Annotated in this window: 13 protein-coding genes; 7 read left to right on the top strand and 6 right to left on the bottom strand. The window is 39.5% G+C overall.

What is annotated here, in order from left to right:
* Positions 1-51 precede the first annotated feature (51 nt).
* Positions 52-3,138, bottom strand: a complete 3,087-nt coding sequence (locus tag AOR04_RS03270) for a beta-galactosidase (protein ID WP_096792531.1) — start codon at positions 3,136-3,138, stop codon at positions 52-54.
* Between the two features lie 112 nt (positions 3,139-3,250).
* Between AOR04_RS03270 and AOR04_RS03275 the strand changes: the two genes are divergently transcribed.
* The 5 genes from AOR04_RS03275 to AOR04_RS03295 all read left to right on the top strand — a co-directional run bounded on the left by AOR04_RS03275 (position 3,251) and on the right by AOR04_RS03295 (position 10,273).
* A complete protein-coding gene (locus AOR04_RS03275) occupies positions 3,251-4,069 on the top strand; it encodes an AraC family transcriptional regulator (RefSeq protein ID WP_096792532.1) in 819 nt (272 codons plus the stop codon).
* Between the two features lie 80 nt (positions 4,070-4,149).
* Entirely contained in the window at positions 4,150-4,470 is a 321-nt protein-coding gene (locus AOR04_RS03280) for a hypothetical protein (RefSeq protein ID WP_033028709.1), read from the top strand.
* A gap of 150 nt (positions 4,471-4,620) precedes the next feature.
* Positions 4,621-5,874, top strand: a complete 1,254-nt coding sequence (locus AOR04_RS03285; RefSeq protein ID WP_096794078.1) for a TolC family protein — start codon at positions 4,621-4,623, stop codon at positions 5,872-5,874.
* A complete protein-coding gene (locus tag AOR04_RS03290; RefSeq protein WP_096792533.1) occupies positions 5,871-7,118 on the top strand; it encodes an efflux RND transporter periplasmic adaptor subunit in 1,248 nt (415 codons plus the stop codon). The genes AOR04_RS03285 and AOR04_RS03290 overlap by 4 nt, the downstream gene beginning before the upstream one ends.
* Before the next feature lie 8 nt (positions 7,119-7,126).
* The gene (locus AOR04_RS03295; protein ID WP_096792534.1) at positions 7,127-10,273 is read left to right on the top strand and encodes an efflux RND transporter permease subunit; all 3,147 of its coding nucleotides are present in this window, start codon (positions 7,127-7,129) and stop codon (positions 10,271-10,273) included.
* A gap of 86 nt (positions 10,274-10,359) precedes the next feature.
* On the opposite strand, the gene AOR04_RS03300 is transcribed toward AOR04_RS03295, so the two are convergent.
* The 5 genes from AOR04_RS03300 to AOR04_RS03320 form a co-directional block, all read right to left on the bottom strand.
* The gene (locus tag AOR04_RS03300) at positions 10,360-11,595 is read right to left on the bottom strand and encodes a TMEM143 family protein (protein WP_096792535.1); all 1,236 of its coding nucleotides are present in this window, start codon (positions 11,593-11,595) and stop codon (positions 10,360-10,362) included.
* Between the two features lie 168 nt (positions 11,596-11,763).
* Positions 11,764-14,016, bottom strand: coding sequence for a TonB-dependent hemoglobin/transferrin/lactoferrin family receptor (locus tag AOR04_RS03305; protein ID WP_007378237.1), 2,253 nt, complete (start codon positions 14,014-14,016; stop codon positions 11,764-11,766).
* A gap of 93 nt (positions 14,017-14,109) precedes the next feature.
* Entirely contained in the window at positions 14,110-15,603 is a 1,494-nt protein-coding gene (locus tag AOR04_RS03310; RefSeq protein ID WP_096792536.1) for a DUF2271 domain-containing protein, read from the bottom strand.
* 73 nt (positions 15,604-15,676) lie between these two features.
* On the bottom strand, positions 15,677-16,612 hold the full coding sequence (locus AOR04_RS03315; RefSeq protein WP_096792537.1) for a hypothetical protein: 936 nt from the start codon (positions 16,610-16,612) through the stop codon (positions 15,677-15,679).
* Between the two features lie 12 nt (positions 16,613-16,624).
* Positions 16,625-17,416, bottom strand: a complete 792-nt coding sequence (locus AOR04_RS03320) for a DUF4198 domain-containing protein (RefSeq protein ID WP_007378240.1) — start codon at positions 17,414-17,416, stop codon at positions 16,625-16,627.
* Between the two features lie 669 nt (positions 17,417-18,085).
* On the opposite strand from AOR04_RS03320, the gene AOR04_RS03325 reads away from it, so the two are divergent.
* Together AOR04_RS03325 and AOR04_RS03330 are read left to right on the top strand one after the other, a co-directional pair.
* Positions 18,086-18,670 carry a YqaA family protein gene (locus AOR04_RS03325; protein ID WP_096792538.1) on the top strand — a complete coding sequence of 195 codons (585 nt, stop codon included), beginning with the start codon at positions 18,086-18,088 and terminating at the stop codon, positions 18,668-18,670.
* A gap of 152 nt (positions 18,671-18,822) precedes the next feature.
* Complete coding sequence (locus AOR04_RS03330; protein WP_096792539.1) at positions 18,823-19,653, top strand: GGDEF domain-containing protein; 831 nt, start codon at positions 18,823-18,825, stop codon at positions 19,651-19,653.
* Positions 19,654-19,755 lie beyond the last annotated feature (102 nt).

A 19,755-nucleotide genomic window follows, 5' to 3' on the forward strand; every position in this document is an offset into this window, starting at 1 on the left:
AGTTTTTAAATTAAAAAATAGCGGCCAATTTGGCCGCTATTTTTGTTTAAATTATTTAGCAGATAATGTTAAAGAATAGCTGTACTGTTTTTGTTCGAGTAAATATTCTTTATGGGTACTTGGGCTCCATGAATCATCGCCACCAACCCCCATATGTTGATGATCAATGTGTACATGTACGCAATCATCAGCAATGAGTTCGTTAGTGTGTTTCGCTTGCGTTAACATACTTTGCGAATACTCGCTGGCGGCAAACAAAAACGCGCCAGTCACAGTTAAGTTATTAATACGCAGTAATTGGCAATCGCTACGCAGGCCATTATCAGTTGGGAATATATACGGTGTATGTAGCTCATTTAAGCTCAAGCTGTAATAACCTAAACGAGCTGCGGCTTTGCGATCTGGGTAGTTTTCAAAAGGCCCTAAACCTAGCCAGTTTACTTTTGTATCGCTTTGTTTGTTAAGCGTTGTACTTAGCCCTATGCGCGGCATTGGCGGAAGTGTATCGTTTAAGTGCACATCAATATTTAAGCTAATCTTACCGGTATTATTTAGTGTATATAGCCACTGTGTTTGAGCCTGTAGCACGCCATTAAACTCGTACTTAAATACACAAGTAATACGTACATCAACACTTGATTTCACGGCGTGAATTGAGCTACATGTGCGCTGCCATTGCCCTATACCTGCACGTAACCAACGAGCCTCCCATGCATTAGGGTCTAGGTTGTCTACTTCGCTTACACCAATGTCGTTATCAAGTGGGGCACGATAAAAGTTATCAACCAGTGGGCTACTAATAACCTGAGTATCGTTTTGTAACCACTGCTCTATAAGCCCTGATTGCTTGCTAAAAATAAGTTTAAATTTATCGTTTTCAATACTTAGTTGAGAGTCGGTTTCTCTAACACTTATAGCGTTTTGCTCTGTAGTTGATGTAAATGACTTACTGCTTAAATTGTTACTATTTATAAGCTTAAACTGCTCTGAATCCATAACGTGATTAGCATTTGCAAAGTGTGAGTCGTTAATTAGTGCTACATCTAAATTAAGGTAATATTGCGCACCTTGCTCAAACGCTGTTTTAGTTTTAATTGTTAACGTGTGCGTACTTTGCGGAGCAATATTAATAATTTGCTCGCCTTGTTCAACACAGATGCCATTTTGCATTAACTGCCAAACGAGCTTTTCGTTATCTGTGTGTCTAAATACGTAATCGCTAAATACATCAATAGTGTATTGATTTTTAGTTTGCTCGCGCAATGTAAATTGTAAATGCTGTTGGCTGTATTTAGCTTCAAACAGGCTAGGGTGCGGCGTACGGTCTGGAAATAATAACCCGTTTATACAAAATTGGCGGTCATTTAGCTCATCACCAAAATCGCCACCGTAAGCCCAATAATGCTCACCGTTTTCGTCAGTTTTAGATAAACCTTGGTCTACCCAATCCCAAATAAAGCCGCCTTGTAGGCGAGGGTATTCTCTAAATGCTTGCCAGTAGTCGTCAAAGCTACCTAGGCTGTTACCCATTGCATGGGCGTACTCACATAAAATAAGCGGGCGCGTTTCACCCGGTAGGCTTAGCCATTTTTTTATTGAATATTTTGGTACGGCGTCATCGGCAACATGTGTATCTACACGGGCATACATAGGGCAAATAATGTCGGTAGCCGTTGTATTTGCGCCGCCGCCTTCGTATTGCACTGGGCGAGAGGGGTCAAAGCTTTTTGACCAGCCGTACATGGCATCATGATTTGCGCCGTGTCCGCATTCGTTTCCTAGTGACCAAATAATAATTGAGGTGTGGTTTTTATCGCGCTCAACCATTTGTGTATAACGCGACATAAATGCACCAGCCCACTGCGGATCGCTAGCTAAACGCCCCATAGGAAACATGCCATGGGTTTCTATATTTGCTTCATCAACTACGTATAAACCTAGCTCGTCACATAGTTCGTAAAAACGAGGGTGGTTAGGGTAATGAGCAGTACGCACGGCATTAAAGTTATTTTGCTTCATCAGCTTAATATCTTCAATCATATCGGCGGTAGTAACTGTATGGCCGTTTTCTGGGTGGTGTTCGTGGCGGTTAACACCGCGAATAAGTAGCGGTTTGCCGTTTAAGCAAAGCTGCCCGTTCAGCATTTCTACTTTTCTAAAGCCAATGTTGTAGGCTTCTGCGTCTATAGTATTGCCTTGATCATCAAGCAGACTCACAACGCAGCGGTATAAGTACGGGGTTTCGGCGGTCCATTTTTTAGGGCTTTGTATATCAATTGTTTGAAATACAACATCGCTCCAGCCACCTTTTTCATCAACACGTTTATTGTTAGTACTTTGAATTTGTGGCTCACATAGCGCCTGTTCGCCATCAAAAACTTGCACTGCTATTTGATAGTTATTTGGCGCATTAATCGCCGTTTTTATCTGTAGCGTTGCATCGCGATAGCAAGCGTCTAAATCGGGGGTTATAAACACATCACGTATTTTGTTTTGTGGTTTTGTAAGTAAGTTAACATCGCGAAAAATACCGCTTAGCCACCACATGTCCTGATCTTCTAAATAACTGCCATCGCTCCAACGAATAACCATAACGGCAATACGGTTAGTGCCTGCAACTAATAGTTCGCTTAAATCAAACTCGCTCGGTAAACGGCTATCTTGTGAATAACCCACCCATTGTCCGTTACACCACAGGTGAAACGCCGAGTTAACGCCTTCAAAAATAATATGATTACGTTGAGTTAGCTTACTTTCGCTTATATTAAATTCAGTGCGGTAACAGCCTGTAGGGTTGTCGCTTGGTACAAAAGGCGGGTTAACTGCAAATGGGTACTTAACATTACAGTAAATAGGTTTATCAAAGCCGTGTAATTGCCAGTTAGAAGGCACTGTAATGCTTTGCCAGTCGCTGTTTAGTGTTTCACTTAGCAATGACTCATCAACCGCTTCGGGTTTATCAAATAATTTAAAGTCCCATTGCCCATTTAAACTTTGTTTTTGCGATTGTGTGTTAGTACGGGCATGTTCAACGCTTTTAAAACCATTGAGTGGGCTGTGCGCTTTTACTTGATTAACTTGTACTGAAATTGGGTTTTCCCAATCGCGGCGATTAATTATGTGCTGTAAAGAAGTCATGTTTATCCTATTGCATAAGCGGGCAATTATAATGTGCTAAATATAGCTAAAAATAATCGCAGGGGTTATGCTTAAAGCTCTCCTTTGCTTGTCCAAAACTATCATTGTAATTATGCGCTATAACATTAAAGACATACTCGATATTGGCCCGCACTGCACAGAGCGCTTTATTGATTCGCAAACGCTCGCGCAAATGCCAAACCTTGAAATAGCACTTGCGGGTTGCTCAAACCTATCGGGTCGTTATTGCGTAGCACGCTCAGCACCGCTAGAACACACACTTTTTTATACGCTTGCAGGGCAGGGTAAATTAACAACACAAAATGAGCAGTACACACTTAATGCCAATACACTTATTGTGCTACCAGCAAAGCAAAGCTTTGAAGTGAAAATTGATGCTGATCATTGGGATGTTATTTGGTTAAACCTTGCAAATACTAAACGTTGGCAGCATTTAAATTTAGCGCAAGCATTGGTATTAACCGAGCAAAAACTTGAGCCGTTACACCTTGCTATGGAGCTTTTATACAGCGAGCCCAATGCTAATTTACGCGAAAGCGTAACGCCTATTTTAAGTCATTACTTAAATGCTACGCTGCAAAATAACTCACAAGGTGCGGCGCATAACCGTTTAATTAGTTTGTTTGAAGAGGTAGACAAGCGCTTGCAGTTTGATTGGACAATAGAGGCAATGTGCGAACATGTGCATTACTCATCGCCGCATTTACATCGGTTATGCCAAGCGCAATTTGGTAAAAGCCCAATACAACAACTTATTTATTTACGCATTGAGCGAGCTAAAAACTTATTGTTAAACACGGCTTGGCCAATATCGCATGTGGCAAATTATGTGGGGTACTCTAATATTTTTAATTTTTCCAAACGTTTTAAGAAGTCGGTAGGTGTGTCGCCAAGCGAATTTAGAAAATAACGTTAGCGGCTCTCTACATTTGAATAAATTTAAGGTATTGTGCGATTTCTTAAATTGCATTTTAGAGTTTTAGGTAGGTAATGCGCTCAAACCGTTTTTTAATAGTGATATTATTAGTGCTTGTACACAGCTTCATTAGCTGTGATGGCGCTGCGTATCATTTACAAGAAGATGTTGATCACGTAACCAGTTCGTTATCGCAAGGCGACTCCATAGCCGATGATAACCAAAGCGATAAAACATCAACTACCGAGATTCATGCTCACCAACATTGCCATTGTGGCTATAACAGCACCTCTAGCCATTCAATAAGCCCTGAGCAAAGTAAAGCAACTTCGCCTGCGTGCTATAACGGGTTAAATTACCCGCCAGATGTACCGCCACCAAATTTTTATAGCTAGTTTCTAACTTTAAATACTTTGTATATTAGAGCCTGCGTTTATGCGCTATTAGGCTAGTTATATGCATATTTAGGTTACTTGATCGCGCTTGTTTTTAAAGTAGGCGTAGTGATTAAGTTAACTCTGTTTATTAAAAAACGGACACGCTATATGAATAAAAAACCAATTATACTGGTGGCGCTAATGTGCGCGTTACCTGCTTTTAGTACTTTGGCGAATGTTAAAACATTAACCCTTAAGCAAGCGCTGAGTAATACCGAACAACAAAACCCGGTATTAAAACGCTACCCTTATCATCAAAAAATATTGAGTGCGCTTAAAACTCAAGCAGCTCTTTCGCCTAATCCTGTATTGAATGTTGAAGCCGAAAACTTACTGGGTACTAACAAGGCGCGTGGCATTCAAGGCGCTGAAATAACACTTGGGCTTAGCCAACTAATAGAGCTGGGCGATAAGCGCCAAAGTCGTATTAATTACGCAACCGCCAATATAAAAGCCCAAGCAATACAGTATCAAAATACCCGTTTAGTGTTATTGGCAACCACTGCTGAGCGATACTATCAAGGGCTTAAATTTCAAACATTATTAAGTTTAAATAGTGAACGTAAACAGGTAGTTACCCAGGCGCTTAAAGCGATTGAACAAAGAGCCAATGCGGGTGCTGCGTCGCAAGCTGATGTAACGCGCATGCGTTATGCACTTAGCCAAGTAGAGCTTGATAAAGCCATGCTTAATAGTGAATTTGAGCGAGCAAGTTTATCGCTTAACGAGCTGTGGAGTGAGGAGCAACCCTACAATACTTTTGCTGGCAATATTAATGCAATTACTGCGCTTAAATCAGCGCAAGCACTTTTAGATGCGGTTAACCAAGCCCCTGAATTTGCATTATTACAGCAGCAATATTTACAGCAAACAGCTAACTTAACACTGCAAAAAGCAAACGGACAAACCGATATTAATATAGGGGGAGGCGTGCGCTATAACCAACAAAGCGACTCCAGCTCATTAGTGTTTTCGTTTTCTATGCCACTGCAATTAAGTAATTCAAATAGCGGAAATATTGCAGCTGCAAATAGTCAGCTCATGCTTTTAAATGAGCAGCAAGGGCAATTGCGCATCCAGTTACGCCAGCAAGTACGTACTTTGTACGCTTATTATCAAGGTCGAGCTAATCAGGCAAAGCTATTATCTGATCAAATTATTCCTCAGGCACAAACATTGATTGAGCAAAGCTTAAAAAGTTATCAACGCGGGCAAACTTCGGTGTTGCAATTACTTGATGCTCAACAAGCACTTTTTGATTCTAAACGCACACTAATTACAACTCACGCAGAGCTGTACCAAGTGCTACTTACTCTTGAGCGTTTAACAGGCCAATCTTTAATTGAGACTCATCAATCATGAATAAAAATATAATCGCATTACTAGTATCACTTTCGTTTGCCAGCAGCTTTGTAAGCACAGATGTATTTGCCTCTGCTGAGCATGGCGAGTCAGGTCATAAAGAAACAGAGCAACACGAGCAAAAGCAAGGTCCACACGGCGGCTTTTTATTAACTGACTCTAAATTAACACTTGAGCTTAAATTGCAAAAATTTGCAGGTAATGTTGAGCTACGTGTATACGGCTATAAACAAAATCAGCCGATTAATATAAACGACTTAAACATAACAATGAGTTTAAAGCGCTTAGTTGAAGCGCCGCAAAATATACAGTTTGCAGCTGAGGGCGACTATCTTGTTAGTACGCAATCAATTAACGAACCACATTCGTTTGCACTTGCCGTTACTGCTAATTATAAAGGCGAGAGCATTAGCTATGAATACGACAAACACGAAGGGCAAACTACACTAACAGAGCGAGCTATTGAACGCGCAGGCATTAAAACCGAGATAGCGCAAAGTGGTGAAGTGGATATTACCGATACGCTTTTTGGCGTTATTGCTCCAACACAACACGGCACGGTAGAAGTAATGGCGCCGTATGCCGGATTGATCAGTGATATTTTTGTAAGCATTGGTCAAAACGTTAAAAAAGGCGAGGTACTTGCCAGCGTAACCAACCGTGAAACACTGCAAAATTACCCCATTAAAAGTCCGATTAGCGGTGTTGTAACCGAGCAATACTTAAAGCGTGGCGAGCTTGCAAGCACCAGCGCACTTATGCAGGTAGTTAACCTTGATAAAGTGTGGGTTGAGCTGTCGGCTTTTCCTGAAAACATTGAAAAACTAGCCATTGGTCAAAGCGCTAAAGTGTACGACTTGCATCATCATTTAAATACGCAAGGCAAAGTGTTTTTTATAGCCCCAATGATGACTGGCGGGCACATAGCGCGTGCCCGTATAGAGCTTAATAACCCAGACGGGCATTGGCGCCCAGGCATGCATATAAATAGCGATGTAAGTGTGGCTAAAATAAATGCCAGCGTGCGTGTAAAGCCACAAGCAATTCAAGAATTTAACGGTCAACCCAGTGTGTTTGTTCGTAAAAATAATGTATTTGAAGTGCGCCCCGTTACCTTAGGTGCAAAAAATAGCGAGTGGGTAGAAGTACTTACAGGCTTAAACGCAGGTAGCGAATACGTAACAGACAATAGTTATGTCATTAAAGCTGATATTTTAAAAAGCGGCGCAAGCCACGCTCACTAGGAGGCACCATGATTAATTGGATAGTTTCTTTTGCGGTTAAACGCCGCATGCTGGTGCTTGCGCTTACATTTTTATTTGCTGGATTTGGTGTATACAACATTCAAAATTTAGCGGTAGACGCAGTACCCGATATAACAAACGTACAAGTGCAAATTAATAGCAAAGCGCAGGGTTTTACGCCATTAGAGGTAGAGCAACGCATTACTTATTTGGTAGAAACCGCCATGGCGGGCATACCTAAGCTTGATTACACCCGTTCGCTTTCGCGTTATGGGCTTTCGCAAGTAACGGTTATTTTTGATGAAGGCACCGATATTTATTGGGCGCGTCAGCAAATTGGTGAGCGCATTCAAAGTATTCGATCCGACTTACCTAATAACGTAGAGCCAAACTTGGGTCCTATTGCCAGTGGTTTAGGCGAAATATTTACTTATAGTGTGCACGCCGCGCCTAATGCGTTAAAAGAAGATGGCACTGCCTACAACGCCGAAGACTTACGTACTTTGCAAGATTGGGTTATTCGTCCGCAGCTTTTAAAAGTAAAAGGCGTAACCGAAATAAACAGCCAAGGTGGTTTTGAGCGTCAATATCAAGTAGCGCCAGTGCCCGAAAAACTCATTGCCTATAAGCTTACTATTAGCGATGTAATTAGTGCACTTGAGGTTAATAACAGTAACCGAGGCGCAGGCTATATTGAGCGTTTTGATGGGCAATATTTAGTACGCTCACCAGGGCAGTTAAAAACCATTGATGACATAGCCAATACCGTTATAGCTAAGCGCGACGATGCACCTGTACGCATTAAAGATGTGGCTAACGTGCTTTTAGGCAAAGAGCTTAGAACTGGCGCGGCCACTTATAACGGCGAGGAAACCGTGCTCGGCACCGCCATGATGCTAATTGGCGAAAACAGCCGCGTAGTGGCAAAAGCGATGGCTGATAAGTTAGTTGATGTGCAAAAAAGCTTACCCGCTGGCGTTATTGTTGAAGCGGTTTACGACCGTACAACTCTTGTTGATAAAACCATAGCAACCGTGCAAACCAACTTATTTGAAGGTGCCGTTTTAGTGATAGTAATTTTGCTATTACTGCTGGGTAATGTAACGGGCGCGCTTATTACGGCAATGGTTATTCCGTTGAGTATGTTGTTTGCCGTTACAGGTATGGTGGGTAATCGCGTATCGGGTAACCTAATGAGCCTAGGCGCAATCGATTTTGGTTTAATTGTTGATGGTGCTGTAATTGTAGTTGAAAACTGCCTGCGCCAATTAGGTATGGCTCAGCATAAACATGGCAGGCTACTTACCTTAAACGAGCGTTTAAATGTAGTGACCGCAGCCACCAAAGAAGTATTTACACCGGCTGTATTTGGCATTGTTATTATTATGCTAGTTTATTTACCTTTATTTGCACTAAGCGGCGTTGAAGGCAAAATGTTTCAGCCAATGGCATTTACTGTAGTTGTGGCGTTAATTGGCGCGCTTATATTTGGCGTTACCTTTGTACCGGCTGCTATTGCAGTGTTTGTTCGCGGTAAGGTTGATGAAACCGAAAACGCAGTCATGCGCGGCGTTAAAAAAGTGTATAAGCCATTACTTGGTATATCGCTTAAATTACCGTGGCTGATGGTGGGTATTGCCACTGCATTAGTATTAGTGCTTGGTTTTAAAGTTAAAAACATGGGCGCAGAATTTTTACCGAAACTTGATGAGGGTGATATTGCTATGCACGCGCTGCGCATTACTGGCACCGGTATTGAGCAATCTGTGCAAATGCAAAAAGAACTTGAGCAAGCCATATTAGATCAGCCTGAGGTTGCTAACGTATTTTCAAAAATTGGTACTGCTGATGTAGCAAGCGATCCTATGCCGCCCAATGTTGCCGATACTTTTTTAATACTTAAACCGCAAGAAGAGTGGCCTAATCCAGCACTCACTAAAGCAGAATTGGTTCAGCAAATTCGTACCCGTGTTAACGATGTACCTGGTAATAATTACGAATTTACACAACCAATAGAAATGCGCTTTAACGAGTTAATTGCTGGCGTGCGCGCCGATGTGGCACTGCGTATTTATGGTGACGACTTAAGCGTACTTAAAGAGTTTGGCGAAAAAGCCACAGGGCTAATGCGTAATATTGCAGGCGCTACCGATGTACGTTTGGAGCAAATGGAAGGATTGCCAACACTTTCGGTAACACCAATGCGCGACCACATGGCGTTATTGGGTTTAAGCGTAAACGATATTCAACAAACACTTGCCGCCGCTGTTGGTGGTGTGCAAACCGGACTAATTTACGAGGGCGATAAACGTTTTTCGTTATTAGTGCGTTTAGATGAACGTTGGTCAAGCGATGTATCACAGCTTGCGCGTTTGCCAGTGGCCGTGCCTAAAAGTGCTAACCCCGACCTTGCATTTGTACCGCTTGGCGAAGTAGCAAATATTAGTATTGATAAAGGGCCTAATCAAATAAACCGCGAAAGTGGTAAGCGCAACGTCGTGGTAACTGCCAATGTAGAGGGGCGCGATTTAGCAAGCTTTGTAAGTGATGCGCAAGCGAGCATGAATGAATCACTTAACTTACCAAGTGGCTATTGGCTTGAATACGGCGGCACGTTTGAGCAGCTACAATCGGCAAGTAAGCGATTGTCGTTGGTTGTGCCGGTCACTTTACTGCTTATATTTGGCTTACTGTATAGCGCCTTTGGATCGCTTCGTGATTCATTGATTATATTTAGTGGTGTGCCACTGGCATTAACGGGGGGTGTGCTTGCGTTATTGCTGCGCGATATGCCGCTTTCAATATCAGCAGGTGTCGGCTTTATTGCCCTAAGCGGTGTAGCGGTATTAAACGGCGTAGTTATGCTGTCGTTTATTAAGCAGTTACGAAGCGATGGTTTAAGTTTGTTTGAAGCAATTCACAGCGGTGCATTACAGCGCCTGCGCCCAGTACTGATGACTGCGCTGGTGGCAAGTTTAGGCTTTATACCTATGGCGCTTAATTCGGGAACGGGTTCTGAAATGCAAAAACCTCTCGCGACAGTAGTGGTTGGCGGGATTATTTCATCAACATTACTAACACTGTTAATTTTGCCCGCGCTTTATAAGTTAGTACATTCTAAATTTACTAAAAAAGCAGAAGCTGAATTAGCTTAAATACTAGCTATTGATAATGTAATAAAAAAAGCAGCTGTACTTACAGCTGCTTTTTTATTTGGGTATTATTTAGCAAAAATACGACATTAATTATATTGAAACAGATTATCCCAACGCCCATCCAAAATAGTTTTTGCGTGCTCTAAATTTATTGCGCTATACACATCACTAGTGCACGTTACCAAACGCATACGCACCAGCTTTTCAAGTGCGTCGCTAATTTCAAAATCAAGATCGCACTGGTATTTGCTTTTAAACCAATGCTCTATTTGTTCATCAAGCGTTTGGGCGGTTAAGCCGCTTTCTGATTTTAGTAAAAACGTATACGCAAGCAGCGCTTCTTTTATATCTTCTTCTTCGGCGGCGTCTATAAGGGTGTGAAAAACACCGGCGTTGTTATCAAGGTTTTTAAAGTAGAGGTTATCGCTAAGTGCTTTCATAAATTTAATTTTACGGTTTTTAAACTTACTCCATTCTTTAAAAATAAAGCTGCCAAATACCCCCATGCCAATAGCAAAGGTAATAAAGTGTTGTTGCGTCATTTCGACAGCTTCACTTCTAAAGCCACCCCAAAAAGCAAACAGAGCAAGCAATAATAAAATTGATGCACCAAGCTTAGTTATAAGTACCACCGCACCGCCAATTAAAGCCGATGAGCCAATAATTGCTTTATCAATAGGGCGCATGCGTACTTCACTGTTAGGAAATAGCATTTCGAGATCGGCCTTTGGCACATTTTGAAACAGCTTAACTATGGTCGAACTTGGCTCAAACCCTAAAGGCGTTTTATTTTTAGCTTCAAAATAAGCACTATCTTTAAAGCGAATAAACACGGCTACTCGGTCGTAATTAGTAAAGTGCAGCGGTTTTTTACGAAGGCCCCAAAAGCTGGTTATGGTTTCAGTGAGTTGCGACTCGCCACGGCGATAAAAAACCACTTCTTCAAAGTCATCAAATTCAACCTCAAGGCGCACTTTAAATAGTGACTCTTCGTTTAATGCATCTTGTAAGTCTTCATTGGTGATCACTTCAAAGTTAGCTGCATTAAGTACCTTAGCAAAATCTTTAGCAAAATCTCGTTGGCACTGCGCTTTTTGATCCTCCGATACTGGCGCTAATGATCGCGTGTCACTATTGGGATCAAACGGTGCGTAGTTGTTTTTAAGTGATTCAAGTGTTGCGTGGTAATCGTAATGAATAAGGCTTGCTAGTAAATCGCAAAATTGTTTAAACGATGTTTTTTGTGTACTGCTTCTAAGCTCTTCGCTACACATATCAACAATATCTTGCTTTCTAAAGGGAATAAAACGCGCACTTTGCATAAATTTAATAACTACTTACAATTAAAATACTCACTACTTTTAATTGTAAGTTAATTTGTCTGCTATTTCTAACGTGCTTTTTGTTTAAGCACTATTTATCTTGGCTAGAAGGAAAAAAGCCGAGTTATAGTCATAACTCGGCCTAAATATTAATTATTTTGTGTACCTTTAAAATTTATAACTTACATTTACACCTAAATTACGGCCTGCTTCGCTGTAGCGTTTAATGCCGTTATCAGTCACTCCGATCCCAGGTCTCATATCACCTTGGTCAACAAAGCGGACACTATCCCAACGGTAATATTCTTTATCTGTTACGTTGTATACGCCTGCAACCAAGCGTAAAGACTCAGTAATATTGTAATACCCAGTTAGGTCAATAATTGTTGCTGCATTACTAGAATAAAGAGGGTATGTTTTTTCGCCATTTTCATCGATTGTAAAGGAGTCTTTATCTTCTTTACCTGCAGTGTAAGAAGCATATGTGTGAACGCCCCAATTACCTTCAGGCTGGTCGTAGCTTATTCCCCACGTTAAATTAAACGGCTGAATAGAGTAGATAGGCGTATCTTCGCTATTTTCACCACTTGTATAAGCCGCTTGTACACGCGTTTTTAAACCGGGTGTTAAATCAAATGTGCGGCTTAGGTTAAGGTCGGCCGAGAACTCAATACCTTTAATTTCAACGGTATCTGAATTAAAGTTGACAAAAAATCCATCAGGGTCTGTTTCACCCGTATTAGTATTTATGCCTTGGCGTTTTTCGCTATCAATAAAGTCTTTATACTTACTGAAAAAAGTACCTAAACGAAAACTACCTTTAGAAAACTCACCAACTAATGCAACGTCATAGTTAGTGCTGTATTCCGCTTTTAGATCGGCATTGGGAACTTCATTCCAATCATCGAGAGTGCCACTTGTTGTGTACATATCTTCAATGGTAGGTGCTCTGAAGCCAGTTGATACACCCATTTCAATACTAAATGAATCATTGAGTGCTTGTTCAATGCCAGCTGTCCATGTTGCCATAGAGAACGAAATTTCTCCTAATGTTCCTGATTCATCTGAATAGTTTTCATCTGCTTTAGCATTATATGTATAGTGGTCATATCGTGCGCCAAGACGCGCCTGAGTCGTTTTTCCAAGATTAAACGTATCTAAGGCGTATAAAGTATAAATGTCGGCTTCTGATTTTGGGATCAAAGCTTGGCTGCTTGATTCTACCCAACCCTTGTCGTTTAAAATGCTGTTAGACTTTCGTACTTGTGAGTTTTCATAGTCTTTATTTAATATTTCAGCACCATAAACTAATTTATGTTTTTGTTGCGCAAACTTAAATGACTTCTCTAGATCAACTGTTACTTGGAATAGGTCTTGATTAAAAGCACGTGTATCAACACGGTCTTCATCGGTAGTTATTCCACCACCAAAACCAAATCTAGCGTGTTGGCTCGTATTAGCCGCAAAGTCGATACTTTGTTTATTTAATGCAGTGGTTATTTTATCAAAAAGAGCTGTTTCACCTTCGTATTTATGAAAAACACCAACTCGGGTTGTTTTACTTATATCGTTGCCTACTCGGTTTGAATACCAACCCCCATTAAATGATTGCGTATCAGTAATTACTTTTGTTTTATAATAAGTACCAACAAATCCAATTTCATTGTCAGGACTAATTTCATAAATAAGCTTAGCTAGTACACTATTTAACTTAGTATCTTGAGGGTCAGGAATTTCTCTGGCAGAGCCTTCTATATCAGCGCCATTCATATCATAGTTTTCAAATTCATTACCATCGCGATAGGTATAAATAATGAGTGATTCTAGAGCACCAGTTCTATTAGCCGCAGTGAGTGAGGTCATTGTTTCGCTATTTTCACCACTGTAGCCTGCTTTTATGGCAAAACCTGAGTCATCGCCTTGATAAGAAAGAAAATCGTCAGGATCTTTCGTTGTCATATTAACGGCACCAGCAAGCGAACCGTTACCCGATAAAATAGCATCAGCACCTTTAACAATTTCAACTGATTTTAGTGCTTCAATATCGACACCATTACGTGAACCTTTAAAATATCCGTAAGCTTGTCCGCTTTCGTACTTTAGTGTTTCGCCCTGTGGCACGCCATCAACATTAATAGCAACTCGGTCTTCATCTAATCCTCTAATATTAAAGCCACTTGCACCCCAGCGATCATCACCTTTTGATACAGATACACCAGGTACTAATTTTACTAAATCTTCAAAGTTATCAACTTGGCGAAGTGCTAATTCTTCACTACTCAGTACTTCTACTACCGCATCACGCTCAATGCTTTGAGATTTAACAACCGTTTTTTCTAGTGTTTGTATGGTCTGTCCGAAAGCTTGCCCACTAAGTGCAATGGTTATTGCACTGGTTAAAATGGATTTTTTATATTTCATGATGATCCCTAATTTAATGTTAATTTAAATGCAAAAGCAAATGATTGCGATTTACATATTTATTTTTTCATAATACCTTTAAATGAGTGAGCGTTAGAGGCGATTATTATTTGTTGTTTTATAAGTTATGCTTACAATTCCCAGTTCACCTTTAGCAGGAATGACTAATTTTTTAGGTAGTGAGGCTGATTCAGTATGAGGGTTAAACTCAAATTCAATCCGTTTATAGTTGTGGCCTCCACCTTCTCTTGCCGCTTCTATATTTAGATAGTATTTAGCTTTTCTATCAAATTCACCATTGTTATTTAGGCCACTCCAAAGAACTTTATATTCTCCTGGTCGGCGAGTTGGACGAGCTATACCATCTAATAAATCTGGATTTTTACGACCGACACGTCGCCACCAACGACTGTTTTCTTTAGCCCATCGATTACTTTCACCCAGTAATAGTAAATTATAAACACTACGGTTTTGGCGATCGCTTATCCAAATAGCAACATAAGGTTTTTCATATTTAGCTACTTGTAAATTAGGTATTTGATATTCTATTTGCAGTGAGTTCGCAGAAAGCTCATCAATGGCTTCAGTTTCAGAGCCTACAAAAGTATGCCATCCAGCTGATGCCACTTTTAAACCTTGAGGCGATACTATTAATGCTTCAACATTTTCTAGTTGATTAACCCAATCTATTCCTTGTGATATTGATTGAGTGCTTAATGCCGTTGCGATGGCATCTGCAGTGACGGCGTCTTTAGCTATAACCGTTGCAGATGGCGCATAGTCCATTGGCCAGCCATCTTGTGGATCTAAAATATGACTAAATTTTCTTCTTTGAATCTGTCTAAAGCGACTATGGTGACTACTTGATGCAATGGCCATATTTGATAAATTCACATAATATGGCGCTGCTGATTGAGCATCGTTTAGATTTGTCGGATCGGCTATTGCAACATGCCATTTAGCATTATTATTTGGTTTTCCCCAATAATATGCATCACCGCCAATATCTAATTTTAATCCCGTTGCATCAGGCAATAACGAATGCAAATGCGCATAAGCTAAGTCAATAATAAACCCTTTTGCTAACCCCGCAGGATCAAGTGCTATTTTTTCATCTAATATTACACTGCTTTTTACAGCATCAATGTTAATGGTTGAGCGTTGGATGTCGCGAGCTTTATAACGTACGGCAATCCTATCTGGTACGCTATCAGTGCGTTCAGCGGCTAACCAAAGCTCTTTTAATTTGCCCATTTTGCAACTGAATTTTTTATGCGAAGCGGCATGCCATTTTTCACATAATTCAACAATTTCAATTAATTCACTAGGAAGGTTTTGTTTACTTCCTAATTTGTTTAGCAAGCTAATCTGGCTCTCTTTTTGCCACGTTGAAAGAATCCCTTCTAAGCGTGTTATTTCATTTAATGTACTACCTATCGCTTTTTCGGCTTGCAGTTGAGGTACACCTGCAATGCTTATATCCATTGATGTACCTAATACATTATCGTAATGGGCATTTACCATTGCAAGAGCTGGCTGTGTGTTAAAAATAAGTAATAAAGCAGCACCGAATATTTTTTTTAACATGATTTATCAACATTCCTTAATTCAATATTGTTCTCCCTGCCTGTAAATTTATTGGCAGGGAGGCGTTTAATATTCAGTAATTAGTGTTTGATGATTTTGCCGTTTTATTGTTGCTCACATATTCATTTTTTTTAGGCGCTGGATCTAGGTTGTTGACGATACCGTCTTTGTCAGTATCCCAACGTGTAAAACTACGATGCCCTGACAGCTGGTATTCAGCAAAGGTCATTGCACCATCTTCATCTTTATCTAAAACATTAAAACGAATGTGTGTTTGTTTTAATGCAGCTTTGCGTGTACTGGCTATCTTTTTATCTAAACGGTTTTCATATTCAAAAATATACTCTTGCTCTGTTAGCCAATTATTAGCATCTTCGTCGGCACGATCAAAGTCTTGTCGGCGGCGTTGGTTAAATTCTTCTTGGGTAATAATGTTATCTTGATTTAGGTCGTATTTAATAAAAAAACCTTTCCGATCGTGCGTTGTTGGCATACGAAGTAGGCGTTTTGCTCTGTTTAATTTGTTTTGTTTTTCTTGTGCTAATTGCTGCTCAGTTTTTTCAACCGTTTTCTTTTCTGTTTTTCTTTTTGGCTCAGGATCTAGGTCGTTAATTGTGCCGTCTTTATTTACATCATATTTTGTAAAACTCCGTACACCAGATGCTTGGTATTCTTGCCATTCCATTTTAGCATTTTCATTTTTATCGAGTGCTTTGAAGCGTACTGTGGTTTGTTTAACTTGCACTAACCTATCAAGGGTAAGTTGTTTATCCATACGGTCTTGGTATTCAAAAACATATTCGTTTTCGCTTACTGCGCCATCCTTATTTTCGTCAGTGTTGTTAAAGTTATTTTGTCGGGCATTGTCAAATTCAGCTAAGTGCACATTGCCGTCATTGTTGGTATCGTATTGGTTTATGTAAATCGACTTGCTATGCGATGCTGCATTTGTGACTGTACTTAGTAGTGCTAAAACAGTAGTAAAAGTAATCGTTATTATTTTGTTCATTTTATTTCTCGTTTATTCTGTCGCTTCAACAACAAGGGTGTAGGTATTACTGATTTGAGGAGCCGGAGAGCCTTTAGGTGCATCACTTTTATAACGTGCACGTAAAAGGTATACGCCTTGTTTTTGTGGCATAAAGCTAAACTCGCCTTTATCGTTACTTTTTAATGAGATGGAAGGTTTATCATTGCTAAATTGATCGTTCGCCTGAAAAACATCAACAGTTAAGTCAGCCAGTGGTTTTCCATTAAACACGCTAACCATTGATAAACGTTCACCAACAAAAAGTTCATTAGGGTGGCTTTTAGCAACAAACTCTAAGCCTTGACCGTAAGGTTTTAGGGCTGTTTCACTTGGGGCACCTTTGGTTACATAACTTTCAGCTAAGGTGAGTGATTGGAAAAAGGCGAGTAACTTTCCTCCCTCAGGGATTGCATCCATTGGGTTTTCTAGCGATTTTCTTTCACCGTTTATTTCATACATTTTAAACACACGGCCTAAGCGTTTACCTGTGCTAAAGCGATAAGTACCTTCTTCTTTTAGCTGATGCTCTACAACCATACGTAAATGCAATTTCACAACATTATCAGGATTTATGGTTTCACCATTAGGAGTAATTACAGTAAAAATACTGTTATTAAACGCAAGCTCAGGAACAAAGAATTTCTCTGCAAAAGCAGCGTCTAAAGTAACGTTATCTTGACTTGATTCATCAAAAGAGTAGGGCGCTAAATAAGGAGTGTGGGCATAACTTGTTGCACAGACTGTGAGTAGCATCACACCTGTTAATAGTTTTTTTAAACGCATAATAAATTCCTAATTAAGTAAACAAATAATACAGTTGAGCGGGAATAATTTCGCCATATTATATATAAATGCGAATAATTCGCAATATCATTTTCATTTAATTGGTGTATTTTTTACATGAATATGTTTTCAGTAAAAACCTTGGACTTAGCTTGTAACGTTTATTGCTTATAAGGCGAAACATATGTAGTAAATAGCGACTTGCTCATAAATATGTATTTTCATCCTGTATTAAGCTGAATATGCGATGATACTTCGCAAGTTAGTTATATTGTTACTTGGATTGTAGGGAGGTTAATTTAACCTGAACTGTGGATAATAAATCTATCTCAAGCAGCTATTTTCAGCGCTCACTGTGTTGAATTTACTTGCAACAGGCCAGCTATTGACGCGTAAGTTCGTCTTGTTTTCACTGAAAATCTCTGGCTAGAGAATATAAATTTACATATCACTATAATTCAATACGTTGGTAAATATCTTAACCAGATCTCAGGTTAATTTAACTTTATTAGCATTCGATTTTGGTGGGTTTATCTCTGTAGGTTAAATTTACAGTAGTGGTTTTTTAGGTGAAATAGACTTTATATTTGTTTTTTAAGTGTCTGATAAATAGAAATAAAGTCCTCTGCTTTATATTGTCGAGAGTTTAAATTATAGAAGGGAATTATAATGGCTATTCAAAAAAAGCTTAAACAAAAAACACGTCAATTTATAGATTCTAAGCATATGTTAAGTGGTATTACCGTTGCGTCTTTTTTAGAGTCGACTATAGTCCCTATTCCACTTGAGGCTGTTTTAGTGCCATTAATGCAAGCTCGACGTGAAAAACTTTGGCTTATTGCATTTATGGCTACTTTGGGATGTGTTGTGGGAGCTCTGTTTGGCTATGCTTTGGGTTATTACCTATTTGACGCCGTTGGTGATTGGATCATTAATACGTTTTCAACACCTGAGCAATTTAAAAATGTTCAGCAACAAATGCAAGAACAAGGTTTTTGGTTTGTTATAACGCTTGGTATTGTACCAATCCCTTTTCAAATAGCGATGCTTGCTGCTGGTGCAACTAAATATTCAATTTGGTTATTTTTGTTAGCCAGTGCTATTGCACGTTCTATTCGTTATTTTAGTTTGGCTATTATTGTGTATTACGCGGGTAATCAAGCTGAATGGATAATTAGTAAACATAAAACTAAGGCTATGATTGGTTTAAGTGTTTTAATACTAGGGACATGGGGGGTAAGTACACTCATTTAATGCAGTGGTTTTGTATCTGAATTTTGAACGTGTGTTATAATTTTACGTGTTGCTCATATAGCCTAACGTAAAATTGGACGATAATGAATCCCGAAATAGTCAGTATAAAGTTAAGTCGCTTTGTCCATCTCACTAAGCTGAATAAGCTTTTAATGTTTATACTTCTTTCCTATATTTTGGTGTTTTCTACTTATTCTTTAATGAATTTCCCTTTTTTAGATTTTAAAAATAATATTTATGGTTTTACGACGGATATTATTAATTTAATAGTCATTGTTGCTATTTTCTGGGTTGTACAGTGCTCAAAGTTAGCTAAAAAAGCATATTTTTATGTAAGCACTGGATTGTTATTATGGATTGTCGGTATTACGGCTGATGTGCTTGATGAGGTAGTTATACCGCCTTACTGGGTAAGTTTGTATGTTGAAGATTTATGCCGAACTATAGGCATGGCAATAACCGCTTTTGGCTTGTTTAAAACTATGTTATTTATACAAAAAATGCATAATCGATTAGCTAAAGAGCTCATTATGGATGATTTGACTAATGTGCATAACCGGCGTTGTTTTTATCGATATGTGAAAAATGTGACGACACCCGCATACACTCTTTTAATAATTGATATAGATCATTTTAAATCTATAAATGATGACTTCGGTCACGATATGGGAGACAAAATACTTAAAGAGTTTGCCTATAAAGTGAATGCTTTATTTGATGACACGAGTGTTTTTGCTCGAATTGGTGGTGAAGAGTTTGCCGGTTATTTCCCCCCAAGTAATATTAATGATGTGACTGATTTTTCCCAAACTATTTTAGAACTCGCCCATACAATTAATGTGAAAAATGACCGCTTTATAACTGTAAGCATAGGTATTGCACAACGCATTGAACGAGAGTTGTTTGATGAGGTAATGAAGCGAGCTGATCTTGCTTTGTATAAAGCAAAAGAAACTGGCCGTAATAGGTATGTAGTGAGCTGATCTTTTCAACCTCTAAACGCAGACGTTAAAACGCTAAGCATTTGATGTGGTTGTCCCTCAAACTTTCCCTTTTGTAATCTATTATCAATATTAAAGACACTT

It is taken from the genome of Pseudoalteromonas sp. 1_2015MBL_MicDiv (genome assembly GCF_002407505.1).
Taxonomy (GTDB): Bacteria; Pseudomonadota; Gammaproteobacteria; order Enterobacterales; family Alteromonadaceae; genus Pseudoalteromonas; species Pseudoalteromonas fuliginea.

Coding starts and splice junctions, on each gene's coding strand:
- AOR04_RS03270 (WP_096792531.1), bottom strand. CDS start 3,138: ATGACTTCTTTACAGCACATAATTAATCGCCGCGATTGGGAAAACCCA.
- AOR04_RS03275 (WP_096792532.1), top strand. CDS start 3,251: ATGCGCTATAACATTAAAGACATACTCGATATTGGCCCGCACTGCACA.
- AOR04_RS03280 (WP_033028709.1), top strand. CDS start 4,150: ATGCGCTCAAACCGTTTTTTAATAGTGATATTATTAGTGCTTGTACAC.
- AOR04_RS03285 (WP_096794078.1), top strand. CDS start 4,621: ATGAATAAAAAACCAATTATACTGGTGGCGCTAATGTGCGCGTTACCT.
- AOR04_RS03290 (WP_096792533.1), top strand. CDS start 5,871: ATGAATAAAAATATAATCGCATTACTAGTATCACTTTCGTTTGCCAGC.
- AOR04_RS03295 (WP_096792534.1), top strand. CDS start 7,127: ATGATTAATTGGATAGTTTCTTTTGCGGTTAAACGCCGCATGCTGGTG.
- AOR04_RS03300 (WP_096792535.1), bottom strand. CDS start 11,595: ATGCAAAGTGCGCGTTTTATTCCCTTTAGAAAGCAAGATATTGTTGAT.
- AOR04_RS03305 (WP_007378237.1), bottom strand. CDS start 14,016: ATGAAATATAAAAAATCCATTTTAACCAGTGCAATAACCATTGCACTT.
- AOR04_RS03310 (WP_096792536.1), bottom strand. CDS start 15,603: ATGTTAAAAAAAATATTCGGTGCTGCTTTATTACTTATTTTTAACACA.
- AOR04_RS03315 (WP_096792537.1), bottom strand. CDS start 16,612: ATGAACAAAATAATAACGATTACTTTTACTACTGTTTTAGCACTACTA.
- AOR04_RS03320 (WP_007378240.1), bottom strand. CDS start 17,416: ATGCGTTTAAAAAAACTATTAACAGGTGTGATGCTACTCACAGTCTGT.
- AOR04_RS03325 (WP_096792538.1), top strand. CDS start 18,086: ATGGCTATTCAAAAAAAGCTTAAACAAAAAACACGTCAATTTATAGAT.
- AOR04_RS03330 (WP_096792539.1), top strand. CDS start 18,823: ATGTTTATACTTCTTTCCTATATTTTGGTGTTTTCTACTTATTCTTTA.